General features: G+C 61.2%; 11 protein-coding genes and 1 pseudogene. 9 read left to right on the plus strand and 3 right to left on the minus strand.

What is annotated here, in order from left to right:
* The first annotated feature begins 186 nt into the window (after nt 1-186).
* The 3 genes from ppsA to P3T25_RS02435 all read left to right on the plus strand — a co-directional run bounded on the left by ppsA (nt 187) and on the right by P3T25_RS02435 (nt 4,224).
* Nucleotides 187-2,592, plus strand: coding sequence for a phosphoenolpyruvate synthase (ppsA, locus tag P3T25_RS02425; RefSeq protein WP_429357371.1), 2,406 nt, complete (start codon nt 187-189; stop codon nt 2,590-2,592).
* 180 nt (nt 2,593-2,772) lie between these two features.
* Nucleotides 2,773-3,228 carry an NfeD family protein gene (locus P3T25_RS02430; RefSeq protein ID WP_168435947.1) on the plus strand — a complete coding sequence of 152 codons (456 nt, stop codon included), beginning with the start codon at nt 2,773-2,775 and terminating at the stop codon, nt 3,226-3,228.
* 63 nt (nt 3,229-3,291) lie between these two features.
* Entirely contained in the window at nt 3,292-4,224 is a 933-nt protein-coding gene (locus P3T25_RS02435) for an SPFH domain-containing protein (RefSeq protein WP_266257374.1), read from the plus strand.
* 69 nt (nt 4,225-4,293) lie between these two features.
* On the opposite strand, the gene smpB is transcribed toward P3T25_RS02435, so the two are convergent.
* Nucleotides 4,294-4,740 carry an SsrA-binding protein SmpB gene (gene smpB, locus P3T25_RS02440; protein ID WP_054035193.1) on the minus strand — a complete coding sequence of 149 codons (447 nt, stop codon included), beginning with the start codon at nt 4,738-4,740 and terminating at the stop codon, nt 4,294-4,296.
* Between the two features lie 100 nt (nt 4,741-4,840).
* On the opposite strand from smpB, the gene P3T25_RS02445 reads away from it, so the two are divergent.
* Both P3T25_RS02445 and P3T25_RS02450 read left to right on the plus strand, forming a co-directional pair.
* Nucleotides 4,841-5,278: a type II toxin-antitoxin system RatA family toxin gene (locus tag P3T25_RS02445; RefSeq protein ID WP_429357372.1), complete on the plus strand. Its 438-nt coding sequence runs from the start codon at nt 4,841-4,843 to the stop codon at nt 5,276-5,278.
* Nucleotides 5,275-5,607, plus strand: coding sequence for an RnfH family protein (locus tag P3T25_RS02450; RefSeq protein WP_429357373.1), 333 nt, complete (start codon nt 5,275-5,277; stop codon nt 5,605-5,607). Before P3T25_RS02445 ends, P3T25_RS02450 begins: the two co-directional genes overlap by 4 nt.
* Before the next feature lie 67 nt (nt 5,608-5,674).
* Here the strand turns inward: P3T25_RS02450 and P3T25_RS02455 are convergent, their stop codons facing one another.
* Nucleotides 5,675-6,652, minus strand: a complete 978-nt coding sequence (locus P3T25_RS02455; RefSeq protein WP_266257375.1) for a DMT family transporter — start codon at nt 6,650-6,652, stop codon at nt 5,675-5,677.
* Between the two features lie 358 nt (nt 6,653-7,010).
* Between P3T25_RS02455 and guaB the strand changes: the two genes are divergently transcribed.
* The 4 genes and pseudogenes from guaB to P3T25_RS02475 all read left to right on the plus strand — a co-directional run.
* Entirely contained in the window at nt 7,011-8,471 is a 1,461-nt protein-coding gene (gene guaB, locus P3T25_RS02460) for an IMP dehydrogenase (RefSeq protein WP_054035195.1), read from the plus strand.
* A 6-nt stretch (nt 8,472-8,477) separates the two neighbouring features.
* Nucleotides 8,478-9,185, plus strand: coding sequence for a hypothetical protein (locus tag P3T25_RS02465; protein WP_429357374.1), 708 nt, complete (start codon nt 8,478-8,480; stop codon nt 9,183-9,185).
* Nucleotides 9,186-9,388: 203 nt separating this feature from the next.
* A complete protein-coding gene (guaA, locus tag P3T25_RS02470) occupies nt 9,389-10,972 on the plus strand; it encodes a glutamine-hydrolyzing GMP synthase (protein ID WP_200617973.1) in 1,584 nt (527 codons plus the stop codon).
* Nucleotides 10,973-11,194: 222 nt separating this feature from the next.
* Nucleotides 11,195-11,924, plus strand: a pseudogene (locus P3T25_RS02475) (tyrosine-type recombinase/integrase); the annotation flags it as partial.
* Between the two features lie 6 nt (nt 11,925-11,930).
* On the opposite strand, the gene P3T25_RS02480 reads toward P3T25_RS02475, so the two are convergent.
* Nucleotides 11,931-12,701, minus strand: coding sequence for a TetR/AcrR family transcriptional regulator (locus tag P3T25_RS02480; RefSeq protein ID WP_429357375.1), 771 nt, complete (start codon nt 12,699-12,701; stop codon nt 11,931-11,933).
* Nucleotides 12,702-13,179 lie beyond the last annotated feature (478 nt).

Consider the following 13,179-nt stretch of genomic DNA (forward strand, 5'->3'; position numbering starts at 1 on the left):
ATCGATCGGTAATTTCGTCCAACCGCTTTCTACGTCGTGCATCCGGCGCTTTTCAGCCTTCGCGGCCATTTGCAGCGATTGCTTCTCCAACAGGTTGTGCAAGACGCGAGGTCACGCTTCCAATGGGCGTCTCGCGTTCAAGCCCACTTGCACAGCCGTGAATTTCTTTCACACTTAGGGGCTTGTATGACTAACGCAGTTACCGTCGCAAAGGAAGAGGCGTATGTAGTTCCGTTCGAGCAGTTGCGGATGACCGATGTGGAGATTGTCGGCGGCAAGAATGCGTCGCTTGGCGAGATGATCAGTCAGCTCGCCGAAGCTGGCGTGCGCGTGCCGACTGGCTTCGCCACCACGGCGCTGGCTTTCCGTGACTTCCTGCATCACAACAACCTGACTGAACGCATCGCCAAACGTCTCGAAACGCTCGACGTCGACGACGTGAAAGCGCTCGCCGAAGCGGGCAAGGAGATCCGTCAATGGATCGTCGACGCCCCGATGCAGCCGCGTCTCGAAGCGGATATCCGCGCAGGCTTCGACACCCTGCAAAACAGCTCGCCTGAAGAGTTGTCGTTTGCCGTGCGTTCGTCGGCAACGGCAGAAGACTTGCCGGACGCATCGTTCGCGGGTCAGCAGGAAAGCTACCTCAACGTGGTCGGTATCGACGAGGTGCTCGATCGCATGAAGCACGTGTTCGCGTCGCTGTACAACGACCGTGCAATCTCCTATCGCGTCCACAAGGGCTTCACCCACGCTGAAGTCGCGTTGTCGGCTGGTGTGCAGCGCATGGTGCGCTCGGACGTCGGTGCGGCAGGCGTGATGTTCACGCTGGACACGGAATCGGGCTTCAAGGACGCCGTCTTCATCACGTCGAGCTACGGGCTGGGCGAAACGGTCGTGCAAGGCGCCGTGAATCCGGACGAGTTCTACGTCTTCAAGACCACGCTCGCACAAGGCAAGTACCCGATCATCCGCCGCTCGATCGGCTCGAAGCTGATCAAGATGGAATTCACCAAGGCGGGCGAAGAAGGCCGCGTGAAGACCGTCGACGTCGCGCACGAGCAGCGCAACCGTTTCTCGATCACCGACGAAGACGTGATCGAGCTCGCGAAATACGCCGTCATCATTGAAAAGCACTACGAGCGTCCGATGGACATCGAGTGGGGCAAGGACGGCCGCGACGGCAAGATCTTCATTCTGCAGGCGCGCCCGGAAACGGTGAAGAGCCAGGCGGCGGGCAAGGCCGAGCAACGCTTCAAGCTGAAGGGCCAATCGAACGTGCTGACTACCGGCCGCGCAATCGGCCAGAAGATCGGTGCGGGTCCGGTGCGCGTGATTCACGATCCGTCTGAAATGGACCGTGTGCAGCCGGGCGACGTGCTGGTGGCCGACATGACCGACCCGAACTGGGAACCGGTGATGAAGCGCGCATCCGCGATCGTCACGAACCGTGGCGGCCGTACCTGCCACGCGGCGATCATCGCGCGTGAGCTGGGTGTGCCGGCGGTGGTCGGCTGCGGCGACGCGACCGACCTGCTGAAGGACGGCGCGCTGGTGACCGTGTCCTGCGCGGAAGGCGATGAAGGCAAGATCTATGACGGTCTGCTCGAAACCGAAATCACCGAAGTGCAGCGCGGCGATCTGCCGCCGATTCCGGTGAAGATCATGATGAACGTCGGCAACCCGCAACTGGCTTTCGACTTCTCGCAACTGCCGAACGCAGGCGTGGGTCTGGCGCGGCTCGAGTTCATCATCAACAACAACATCGGCGTTCACCCGAAGGCGATTCTCGAGTACCCGAACATCGATCAGGACCTGAAGAAGGCCGTGGAAAGCGTGGCACGTGGCCATGCATCGCCGCGCGCGTTCTACGTCGACAAGCTGACCGAAGGCATCGCAACGATCGCAGCGGCGTTCTATCCGAAGCCCGTGATCGTGCGTCTGTCGGACTTCAAGTCGAACGAGTACAAGAAGCTGATCGGCGGTTCGCGTTACGAGCCGGACGAAGAAAACCCGATGCTGGGCTTCCGTGGCGCATCGCGCTACATCGCTGACGACTTCGCCGAAGCGTTCCAGATGGAATGCATCGCGCTGAAGAAGGTGCGTGAGGAGATGGGCCTCGACAACGTCGAGATCATGGTGCCGTTCGTGCGTACGCTGAAGCAGGCGGAACGCGTGGTCGGGCTGCTGGAGAAGTTCGGCCTGAAGCGCGGCGAGAAGGGCTTGCGCCTGATCATGATGTGCGAAGTGCCGTCGAACGCGATTCTCGCCGAAGAATTCCTGCAATTCTTCGACGGCTTCTCGATCGGTTCGAACGACCTGACGCAGCTCACGCTCGGCCTCGACCGCGACTCGGGCATGGAACTGCTGGCAGTCGATTTCGACGAACGCGATCCGGCCGTCAAGTTCCTGTTGAAGCGCGCGATCGATACGTGCCTGCGCCTGAACAAGTACGTCGGTATCTGCGGCCAGGGCCCTTCGGATCATCCGGACTTTGCGCAATGGCTGACCGATGAGGGCATCAAGTCGATCTCGCTGAACCCGGACTCGATCGTCGAGACGTGGCAGAAGTTGGCGAAGTCGTCGGCGAAGTAAGTGAAGTAAAAAAGCGAAATAAATAAGCGCGGGGCAGGTGCCCGATAAGCAGTTTGCATAAAGGGTGGTGCGCTACGTCAAAAGCACGTAAAAGCGTGCGGCACCGTCCGATAAAATGCACCCGCTTCGTGCTATAAACACCCCGGTAGATCCGGGGTGTTTTGCTTTGTGGAGGTCGACGTGGCGCCAGGTGGATTGTTCTGGTGGATCGGGGCGGGTGTGCTTGTCGCGCTGGAGTTGATCAGCGGCACTTTCTATTTGCTCATGATCGCGTTGGGTTGTGTAGCGGCAGCCATTGCCCGTATTGCGGGCGCCGCCGCCGACCTGCAGTTTGCGATTGCGGCCTTCGTAGCGCTGGCGGCAGTCCTGTTGCTGAGGCGCTCGCGCTTTGGCCGCAGAACGCGTAAGGAGGCGTCAAAAAACCCGGACGTCAATCTCGACATCGGCCAGACGTTGAATGTGCCGGCGTGGCACGAGCGCCGGGCGCGCGTCAATTACCGCGGGGCTGCATGGGACGTCGAACTGGCTGCTGGTGAACCCGAAGATGCGCAGCTCTATGAGATCGCCGAGATGCGTGGCAGTTGCCTCGTCGTCGTGGCGAGCCGGCCGGCGAAAACCAAGGCAACCGTGGCCTGAGCGCGCGCCAATGCACGCACAGCGCCATGCATAACTATTCGAACTACGGACCGGAGGTCAGTCATGGATTCAACCATTGTCGGGGCGGTGCTTCTGCTTATCGTGATCGTGCTGGCGGCGCAGACGCTCAAGATCGTGCCGCAGCAGCATGCGTGGGTGCTGGAGCGGCTCGGCCGCTATCACCGTACGCTGACGCCGGGCCTGAGCTTCGCGTTTCCGTTCGTCGACCGGATCGCGTACAAGCACATCCTCAAAGAGATCCCGCTCGAAGTGCCGAGCCAGGTGTGTATTACGCGCGACAACACGCAACTGCAGGTGGATGGCGTGCTGTATTTCCAGGTCACCGATCCCATGAAGGCGTCGTACGGGTCGAGCAACTTCGTGTTCGCGATTACGCAGTTGTCGCAAACCACGCTGCGTTCCGTGATCGGCAAACTCGAACTCGACAAGACGTTTGAAGAGCGCGACTTCATCAACCACAGCATCGTGTCGTCGCTCGATGAAGCGGCGTCGAACTGGGGCGTCAAGGTGCTGCGCTACGAGATCAAGGACCTGACGCCGCCCAAGGAAATTCTTCACGCCATGCAGGCGCAGATCACTGCTGAGCGCGAGAAGCGCGCGCTGATCGCGGCGTCCGAAGGGCGTAAGCAGGAACAGATCAATATCGCCTCGGGCGGGCGCGAGGCGTCGATCCAGAAGTCCGAAGGCGAGCGGCAGGCGGCGATCAATCAGGCGCAGGGTCAGGCCGCGGCGATTCTGGCGGTGGCTGAGGCTAACTCACAGGCGATTCAAAAGATCGCTGCGGCCATCCAGTCGAACGGCGGGATGGAAGCGGTGAACCTGAAAGTGGCCGAGCAGTATGTGAATGCATTCGGCAACCTGGCGAAGCAGGGCACCACGTTGATCGTGCCGGGTAACCTGGCGGATATGAGTTCGATGATCGCGTCGGCGCTGACCATTGTGAACAAGGGGAAGGGCGCGGCCGAGGCGCGCTGATTGACGTTCTTCCTTGCCGAATGAAAATGGCCCGCAAATTTGCGGGCCATTTTTCGTTGAATCGCAGTTTTACGACGGCGAGCGCATCAGGCGCGCCTTCTCGCGTTCCCAGTCGCGCTTCTTCTCGGTTTCGCGCTTGTCGTGTTGCTTCTTACCCTTGGCGAGGCCGATCTCGCATTTGACGCGACCGCCCTTGTAATGAAAGTTCAACGGCACGAGCGTATAACCACGCTGCTCGACCTTGCCGATCAGTTTGCTGATTTCTTCAGCGTGCAGCAGCAGTTTGCGCGTGCGCACCGGGTCCGGATTGATGTGGGTCGAGGCTTCGGGCAGCGGGCTGATGTGCGTGCCGATCAGGAACAGTTCGTTATTCTTGATGACCACGTAGCCTTCCTTGATCTGGCCACGGCCGGCGCGCAAGGCTTTGACCTCCCATCCTTCGAGCACGAGCCCCGCTTCGTAGCGTTCTTCGACCGAGTAGTCGTAGAAGGCTTTTCTGTTGTCAATGATGCTCATGAATGGAAAGTGCCCAACTCGTTTAAAATCACGATTTTAGCAAAGCGGGGCAAGGAAAGCCCGCGGCGCTTGTCCACCCTTGCCACGCGCTGTTCAATTTATGGCAGATGTCCAGAAAACCGTGTTGATCCGCCATTCGGCGGAACAGATGTTCGACCTCGTCACCGACGTCGCCGATTACCCCAACTTCCTGCCTTGGTGCGGGGGAGTCGAAATCCGCCGCCAGGACGAAACCGGCATGGAGGCGAAGATCGACATCAACTTCAAGGGCATCAAGCAGCATTTCGCCACGCACAACAGCATGGAGCGGCCCACGCGCATCGATATGGAGTTCGCGGACGGTCCGTTTCGCCAATTCACCGGCTTCTGGCGTTTCACGCCGCTGCGGGCCGATGCCTGCAAGATCGAATTCGCGTTGCACTACGAATTCACCAACATCATTCTCGAGAAGATCATTGGGCCAGTGTTCAGCCACATTGCCAACACCTTCGTCGAATCGTTCGTGAAGCGCGCCGATCAGCGCTACGGTAAGGCATGAGCGCGCGCTTGTCGATTGAAGTCTGCTACGCGCTTGCCAATGAGCAGGCGCTGATTGCCGTGGACTTGCCGGAAGGCGCCACGCTGCAGCAGGCGATAGACGCGAGCGGCATCTTACAGCGTTATCCGCAGATCGATCTGGGCACGCAGAAGGTCGGTGTGTTCGGCAAGCTCAAGCCATTGGATACGGTGCTTGCCGACCACGATCGTGTCGAGATTTACCGGTCGCTGCTGGTGGATCCGAAGCTGTCGCGCCAACGGCGCGTCGAGAAGACCCGCAAGGCGGGCTCGATCGAAGGGCGCCGCTGGCTGAACAAGGATTCGCGCTAGGCTACGCCTCGTAGCTGTAGCTGTGGCTGTGGCGGGGCAGCGCCGAGGGTGCCCCGTCTCAATCGTCTCAATGCACCGAAGGCTGCGCCTTCTCCTCAATCGACGCCGCCCCGGACGTATCGTCGTCCGCATGCTGGCGCACCGACCAGCACACCCCCGCCACCAGCAACAGGATCGCTGCCGTTTCCAGCGGGCGCGGCAGGCGCTGGTCGTAGATAAACGCGTAGAGCAGCGCGAAAAGTGTCTCGAACACGATCATCTGGCCGGACAGCGTGAGCGGCAGCCGTTTCGACGCGGCATTCCACAGCCCGTTGCCGAGCCACGACGCGCCGACGGCGAGGCCCAGATTCAGCATCCAGAAGGTGTGCCAGCGCTCGTCGCCGAGCGGCGCCTGCAGGCTGCCAGACGGCATGACGGCGACCACCAGCCACAATCCCGCGCCGAGCGCGCCGGTCACCACACCCCACAGCACCGACCACTCGTTGCCGCTGAAATGCGTCTGACGCTGCAGGTAGCGGGCGTTTTCGACCGCGAACCAGGTCCAGCAGGCGAGCGCGCCGACCGCGCAGCCGAGGCCGAGAAGCTTCGTCGCGATACTGACGGGCGTGCTGTCCGCTACCGTGAAGACGTCGATATTGATGCAGGCGATGCCGGCCACCACCAGTGAGAGCGGCCATACGAGGCGGGCGAGCGGCACGGCGCCATGATCGCGCCGGCCGAGCAGCGTCACCGTGACCGGCAGGACGCCGACGATGAGCGAAGCCGGCGCGATGCCGATCATATGAACGGCCGCGGTCAGCAGCAGGTAGTAGAGCAGGTTGCCGGCCAGCGCCAGTTTGACCAGCGCGCCGAGATCCTCGCGGGTCAGGCGTTTGACGAGCGAGCGCGCCATCGGCAGCGCGGCGGCCAGCGAGACGATGCCGTACATCGTGTAGCGTCCGGCGCTCAGCAACAGCGGCGAGAAATCGGGCAGCACGCGCGGCACCAGAAACACCATGCCCCATAAGGCCCCGGCCATTACTCCATATGCCACACCGCGCTGCATCGACTGCCCCTGCAAGAAAACTGGAATGGTCGGCAGAATAGCCGTTCGACGGGCAGGGCGTCTTGTTTGATTCTGCATTCAGCCAGTTTTATCCGGCGTGTTCAGGCGCCTTTTAACTTCCGAGCGCTGACCCGGCGGCGCGCAAGCGCCCCGAAATACCCATTCCCGAACCGGGTGCGGCGTCCATGCGCCCGAACGCGCAAACGAAACCGGATCGAACTCGAGGCGAACGTGGAAGCGAAATCGAAGGGTGCAAAGTCACGAGAAAAATCCCCTGAAATTCGCTAAGCTGCTGTTAGTGCAGTGAAAACCAGGGAGGTATCGCGTATAATTCGCTTTTGCGCCTATAGGATTTGCCATGCGTCTGATCCAAACAGCACTCACGTTCGATGACGTGCTCCTCGTCCCGGCTTTCTCCGATGTTCTGCCGCGCGACACCAGCCTCAAGACCCGGCTGACCCGCAACATCTCCCTGAATATGCCGCTCGTGTCCGCCGCCATGGACACCGTCACCGAAGCCCGTCTCGCGATCGCGATGGCGCAAATGGGTGGCGTGGGCATCATCCACAAGAATCTCACGCCGGCCGAACAGGCGCGTGAAGTTGCCAAGGTCAAGCGCTTCGAATCGGGCGTCGTGCGCGATCCGATTACGGTGCCGCCGCAAATGAAGGTGCGCGACGTCATTGCGCTGTCGCGCCAGCATGGCATTTCGGGCTTCCCGGTCGTCGAAGGTTCGCAGCTCATCGGTATCGTCACGAATCGTGACTTGCGCTTCGAAGAGCGTCTGGACGAGCCGGTGCGCAACATCATGACGCCGCGCGAGCGCCTCGTCACGGTCAAGGAAGGCACGCCGCTCGCCGAAGCCAAGGCGCTGATGCACAGCCACCGCCTCGAACGCGTGCTGGTCATCAACGACGCATTCGAACTGCGCGGCCTGATGACGGTAAAAGACATCACCAAGCAAACCGAACACCCGGACGCGTGTAAAGACGAACACGGCAAGCTGCGCGCAGGCGCGGCGGTCGGCGTGGGCGAAGACAACGAAGAGCGCGTTGAACTGCTGGTGCAGGCGGGTGTGGACGTGATCGTCGTCGACACGGCGCACGGCCACAGCAAGGGCGTGCTCGAGCGCGTCAAGTGGGTCAAGCAGAAGTTCCCGCATGTCGAAGTGATCGGCGGCAACATCGCTACCGCTGCGGCGGCCAAGGCGCTTGTCGAATACGGCGCAGACGGCGTGAAGGTCGGTATCGGCCCGGGCTCGATCTGCACGACGCGTATCGTCGCAGGCGTAGGCGTGCCGCAGGTCACCGCGATCTCGAACGTGTCGGAAGCGCTGAAGGGCACGGGCGTGCCGGTCATCGCCGACGGCGGCGTGCGTTTCTCGGGCGACGTCAGCAAGGCGCTGGCCGCCGGTGCGAATTCCGTGATGATGGGCAGCATGTTCGCCGGCACCGAAGAAGCGCCGGGTGACGTGTTCCTGTTCCAGGGCCGCCAGTACAAGTCGTACCGTGGCATGGGCTCGGTCGGCGCGATGAAAGACGGCGCGGCAGACCGCTACTTCCAGGACAACTCCGCGAACATCGACAAGCTGGTGCCGGAAGGTATCGAAGGCCGCGTCGCCTACAAGGGCTCGGTCAACGCGATCCTGTTCCAGTTGATCGGCGGCGTGCGCGCCAGCATGGGCTACTGCGGTTGCCGCACTATCGCGGAGATGAACGATAAGGCCGAGTTCGTGCAGATCACGGGCGCGGGCTTGCGCGAGTCGCATGTGCATGACGTGCAGATCACCAAGGAAGCGCCCAACTACCACGTGGACTAAACGCCAATGAAGCCATTGCTGCGCGCTGTACTCATCCTCGATGCGTTGTTGCTGCTTGCGTTCGGCCTGCTGTTTCTGCTGACGCCCTGGACTTCGTTGTACAACGCGCTGCTCTTGGTGCAAACCCAGCCGGCTCTGGTCGGCCAGGGGTTTGGCGTGGCGCTGATCGGGCTCGCGTGGCTTGCTTTGCACGCGTCGATCGACGGTTCGCTCACGTCGACGGTCGCCAAGGTCGTTGGCCATGTGAACTGGTTGACCGGCGTGCTGATGCTGGTCTGGCTGCTCGGGCTGCACACGCCGGCGCTGACCGGCTTCGGGCAGATCATTGCGGTGCTGACCGGTGTGGTGCTGCTGGTGGTCGGCCTGGGCGGTGTGCGCCTGTCGGGCGCGGTGCGGCGGCGTGAAAAGGTGCGGCTGGTTGAAGCCGCAGCCGCTGAGCGCGCCGACAAGCAGGCCGCGAAAGATGCCGCCAAAGACGCTGCCAACAAACGCGACTCTGGTCGTGTGACGGCGGGCTTCCCGGCCTATCGTACCGAACCGGTGGTCGAGCCCGTTATGCCGGTCACAGAGCCCGTGACTCCTGTTTCGGCAACGCCGCTCCATCCGGCGGTCGACGAACCGGCTCTGACGGCCTCCGAACGCGCTGCGCGCGACGATGCCCGTAACGCCGCTGCCGACGCACCTGGTGCGCCCCGGCCGCCGTTTCATGGCTGACGCGCCAAGCGCCAGAACGCCTGCCGAAGCAACCGGATTCCGTTCGCGCGCGCCGCAGGCAAGTGCCTGCGGTGCTGAATGCTCCAGCGCGCTTCACCGTCACGCTTCATGCTCGATCGTCCCCAAGTGGACTGCTTTGAATTCAACGCCGCGCTTCATGCGCGGTATCCCGTATCCGTTCACTTTTGACTCCGTCCGCTGCCATGCATGACAAGATCCTGATCCTCGACTTCGGTTCGCAAGTCACCCAACTGATTGCACGTCGCGTCCGCGAAGCCAACGTGTATTCGGAAATTCACCCGTACGACGTCGATGCGTCGTTCATTCGCGATTTCGCGCCGAAGGGCGTGATCCTTTCCGGCGGTCCGAGCTCGGTCACCGAAACGGATACGCCGCGCGTGCCGCAAGCGGTGTTCGAACTCGGCGTGCCCGTGCTGGGCATTTGCTATGGCATGCAGGCGATGGCCGAGCAGCTCGGCGGCAAGGTCGATATCGGCCACCTGCGTGAGTTCGGCTACGCCGAAGTGCGCGCGCGCAACCATACGAGCCTGCTCGAAGGCATCAGCGACTTCACCACGCCGGAAGGTCACGGCATGCTGAAGGTGTGGATGAGCCACGGCGACAAGGTCCTCGAAATGCCGCCCGGCTTCCAGTTGATGGCCTCGACGGAATCGTGCCCGATCGCGGCAATGGCCGACGAAGCGCGCCATTTCTACGGCCTGCAATGGCACCCGGAAGTGACGCATACCGTGCAAGGCCGCGCGATGCTCGAACGTTTCGTGCTGCAGATTTGCGGCGCGAATCCCGACTGGGAAATGGGCCATTACATCGACGAAGCCGTCGCGAAGATTCGCGAGCAGGTCGGTAATGAGCACGTGATTCTGGGTCTGTCGGGTGGTGTGGATTCGTCGGTGGCGGCGGCGCTGCTGCATCGCGCGATCGGCGATCAACTGACCTGCGTGTTCGTCGACCACGGCCTCCTGCGTTTGAACGAAGCCGAGCAGGTGATGGCAACGTTCGCTGAGAACCTCGGCGTCAAGGTGATCCACGTCGACGCGAGCGAAGTGTTCCTGTCGAAGCTGGCCGGTGTGACCGATCCGGAAGCGAAGCGCAAGATCATCGGCGCGGAATTCGTCGAAGTGTTCCAGACCGAAGCCAACAAGCTGACCGACGCGAAGTGGCTCGCGCAAGGCACGATCTATCCGGACGTGATCGAATCGGCCGGCAAGGGCAAGAAGGCGACGCAGACCATCAAGAGTCACCACAACGTGGGCGGCCTGCCGGAGACGCTGAATCTGAAGCTGCTCGAACCGCTGCGTGAACTGTTCAAGGATGAAGTGCGCGAACTCGGTGTGAAGCTCGGTTTGCCGCCGGCAATGGTGTATCGCCACCCGTTCCCGGGCCCGGGTCTTGGCGTGCGGATTCTCGGCGAAGTGCGCCGCGATTTCGCCGATCTGCTGCGTCGCGCGGACGCGATTTTCATCGAGACGCTGCGCACGTTTATCGACAAGGAAACCGGCAAGTCGTGGTACGACCTGACGAGCCAGGCGTTCGCGGTGTTCCTGCCGGTGAAGAGCGTGGGCGTGATGGGTGACGGGCGGACTTACGAGTATGTGGTTGCGCTACGCGCTGTGCAGACGCTGGACTTCATGACCGCGCATTGGGCGCATCTGCCGCACGAGTTGCTGGGGCATGTGTCGAACCGCATCATTAATGAAGTGCGTGGGATTAACCGGGTGGTTTATGACATCTCGGGGAAGCCGCCGGCGACGATTGAGTGGGAGTGATTCAAGGTGCTCCCGGGTCGTTCCGGGAGGTCCGGTTTTTCCTGTTTCTCCTTTAAAAAAGATGAGGTTATTGTCCGGTGTGGTCTGCTGTGATCCGGACAATACCTGGTGGAAATGTCGGTATCGGTGACGGTACCGACGTTTCTTCCTCGGACGGCCTTGTCCGATACCGTCAAATCAGTCTGACGGTATCGGTTGACGGTATACGTTCGAGGAGTCCCTATGCTCACAGACATGCAGTTGCGAGCGCTGAAGCCGGCCAAGAAGATCTACAAGGTTGCCGATCAGCGGGGGCAATATGCAGCAGTGATTCCTTCAGGCGCGGTGAGCTTCCGGTACGACTACCGGGTGAACGGTCGCCGGGAAACCCTGGTTATCGGCCGCTACGATCCATCACTTTAAGCACGGAAGCCACGCAAGCCAGACGAACTCGGATTCGGAATGGCTATAGCCTCCCGGAAACCCGGCTTCTACGCGACCAAGCCTACGGAGCAATCCAGCGCGGAGAGAGTCCTTCACGTGCGAAAGTCGAGACACGGGTTGAGGCGACCGAGGCGCTAACGTTTGGTAAGTGGGCAGAGAAATACTTTGTGGAGACTGCTCTTGCCGACTCCACACGAGCGATGCGCAAATTGGTATAAGAGCGGAATCTCACGTCGGAATTTGGCCGGCTGAAGTTGGAAGAGATCACGCCCGCACGATTGATGGCGCGCTGCGAGAAGATCAAGGGGAGGGGCGCTGCGGCCCCTGCTGTGCGGGCGCGCGACATCGTTCTGCAGGTCTACCGTTTCGTGCAGGCGCGGGGACTAAAGGTGGACAATTCCGAAGGAACGGATGAAGGCCGGTCGCCCCCACAGATGTCTATCTGAGTCAACAGGCTCTGGACATTCTGGTCGCATTCAAGACGTGCTTCGGAGCGAGTTCGTACGTGCATTCCGGCCGCTATGAGACGGCTCGATCAGCGAACCCGCGGTTTTGCTCGACAGACTTTGATTTCCGGGTAACCCGGTAACGGCAGCCGCGCAACTCTCTCCGCCTCGACGCGCTTGAGTCCGAGTGCCTGTAGCACGACCGCCGCAGCGCGCTCCGCGAAGTGCTGTCCTCCGAGTCCAGATGGCTTCTGCCCTTGGACGGCTGGTGTGACGGAGGCGGAAAAGTGCATTTCAGCGGCGATCGCCGCGAAGATGATGCCCGTAACGGAAATGAGACACAGAAAGTGGTCCGAGACGACAAAGCGTCTCGCGGAAATGCCACTTTGACTATCGCGCAGCAAACGCTGACCGAGACCCCAGTTCAGCGCATGCACCGAAAAACCCTCGCGGATCAGGAGCTGCCCCCACACCGGCTCGCGGCGGGCGCGCACCAGCGTATGGCGGACACAGATAGCGACCACTTCGGCCGGGTCGGACAGTCCGCTGGCCAGGCGATCAAGCGTATCGGCGAACTCTTCGAACACCCACTCGACGAGCGCGGCGAAGATCCCTTCCTTCGACTCGAAGTGATTGTAGAAGGAGCCGAAACCGACGTCGGCGGCCTCGGTAATGTCGTTGATGGTCACTGAACCCATCCCTTTTTCGGCCATTAGCCTGAGCGCAGCGTCGAGCAGGCGGGTACGAGTTTCTCGCTTGCGGCGGGCGCCGCGCGGCTGCCGCCCTTCGGTCGCCTGGGCCGGAGCTGGCAGCTTTTGCGTGCGCCGCCGGGTTGCAGGGGAGTTCGGGGTATCAGGCATCGCGGCTCCAGATTTCTGTATCGTCATATTTTAGATTTACACGTCATAGTTGACAATATAATCAGTTATGGGTTTAATGTCACTGTAGCGAACGGATCAGCGACCGCATGGACAGACGAATTGAGTTGCGACGGTGCCTGGAACAGGGAGTTGCAGCGCTGAAGATGAGTCGTCCACTGCCATCCAGATCCACCGCGCCGGGCTGGGGGCGAGGACATGTTTTACGCTCGTTCTCTAGCTGTTTCGTGGGGAGTGGCCGCGTGCGATGACGAAGTACGAAGAGTTGCAAGCGGCTTGTATCAGACGAAGCGAGTAGGAATACTAAGTTGTAGGTATGCCGGATCTAGTGCTCGCGCACTTCGCAATGCATGCTGCTTGACACACCGTGTCTTCCAATGCCTCGCCCATTTTATTGCTGGACCATCACCTGCCTTGTGAACATCGTGAAACTTTCCGGTCTTAACGCGCAGACGCTTGC

This window comes from Paraburkholderia sp. GAS32, from assembly GCF_050434225.1.
Lineage (GTDB): Bacteria > Pseudomonadota > Gammaproteobacteria > Burkholderiales > Burkholderiaceae > Paraburkholderia > Paraburkholderia madseniana.

Excerpts from the sequence above, each read along its gene's own strand:
- ppsA (WP_429357371.1), top strand. The coding sequence starts at position 187 with ATGACTAACGCAGTTACCGTCGCAAAGGAAGAGGCGTATGTAGTTCCG.
- P3T25_RS02435 (WP_266257374.1), top strand. The coding sequence starts at position 3,292 with ATGGATTCAACCATTGTCGGGGCGGTGCTTCTGCTTATCGTGATCGTG.
- smpB (WP_054035193.1), bottom strand. The coding sequence starts at position 4,740 with ATGAGCATCATTGACAACAGAAAAGCCTTCTACGACTACTCGGTCGAA.
- P3T25_RS02445 (WP_429357372.1), top strand. The coding sequence starts at position 4,841 with ATGGCAGATGTCCAGAAAACCGTGTTGATCCGCCATTCGGCGGAACAG.
- P3T25_RS02450 (WP_429357373.1), top strand. The coding sequence starts at position 5,275 with ATGAGCGCGCGCTTGTCGATTGAAGTCTGCTACGCGCTTGCCAATGAG.
- P3T25_RS02455 (WP_266257375.1), bottom strand. The coding sequence starts at position 6,652 with ATGCAGCGCGGTGTGGCATATGGAGTAATGGCCGGGGCCTTATGGGGC.
- guaB (WP_054035195.1), top strand. The coding sequence starts at position 7,011 with ATGCGTCTGATCCAAACAGCACTCACGTTCGATGACGTGCTCCTCGTC.
- P3T25_RS02465 (WP_429357374.1), top strand. The coding sequence starts at position 8,478 with ATGAAGCCATTGCTGCGCGCTGTACTCATCCTCGATGCGTTGTTGCTG.
- guaA (WP_200617973.1), top strand. The coding sequence starts at position 9,389 with ATGCATGACAAGATCCTGATCCTCGACTTCGGTTCGCAAGTCACCCAA.
- P3T25_RS02480 (WP_429357375.1), bottom strand. The coding sequence starts at position 12,701 with ATGCCTGATACCCCGAACTCCCCTGCAACCCGGCGGCGCACGCAAAAG.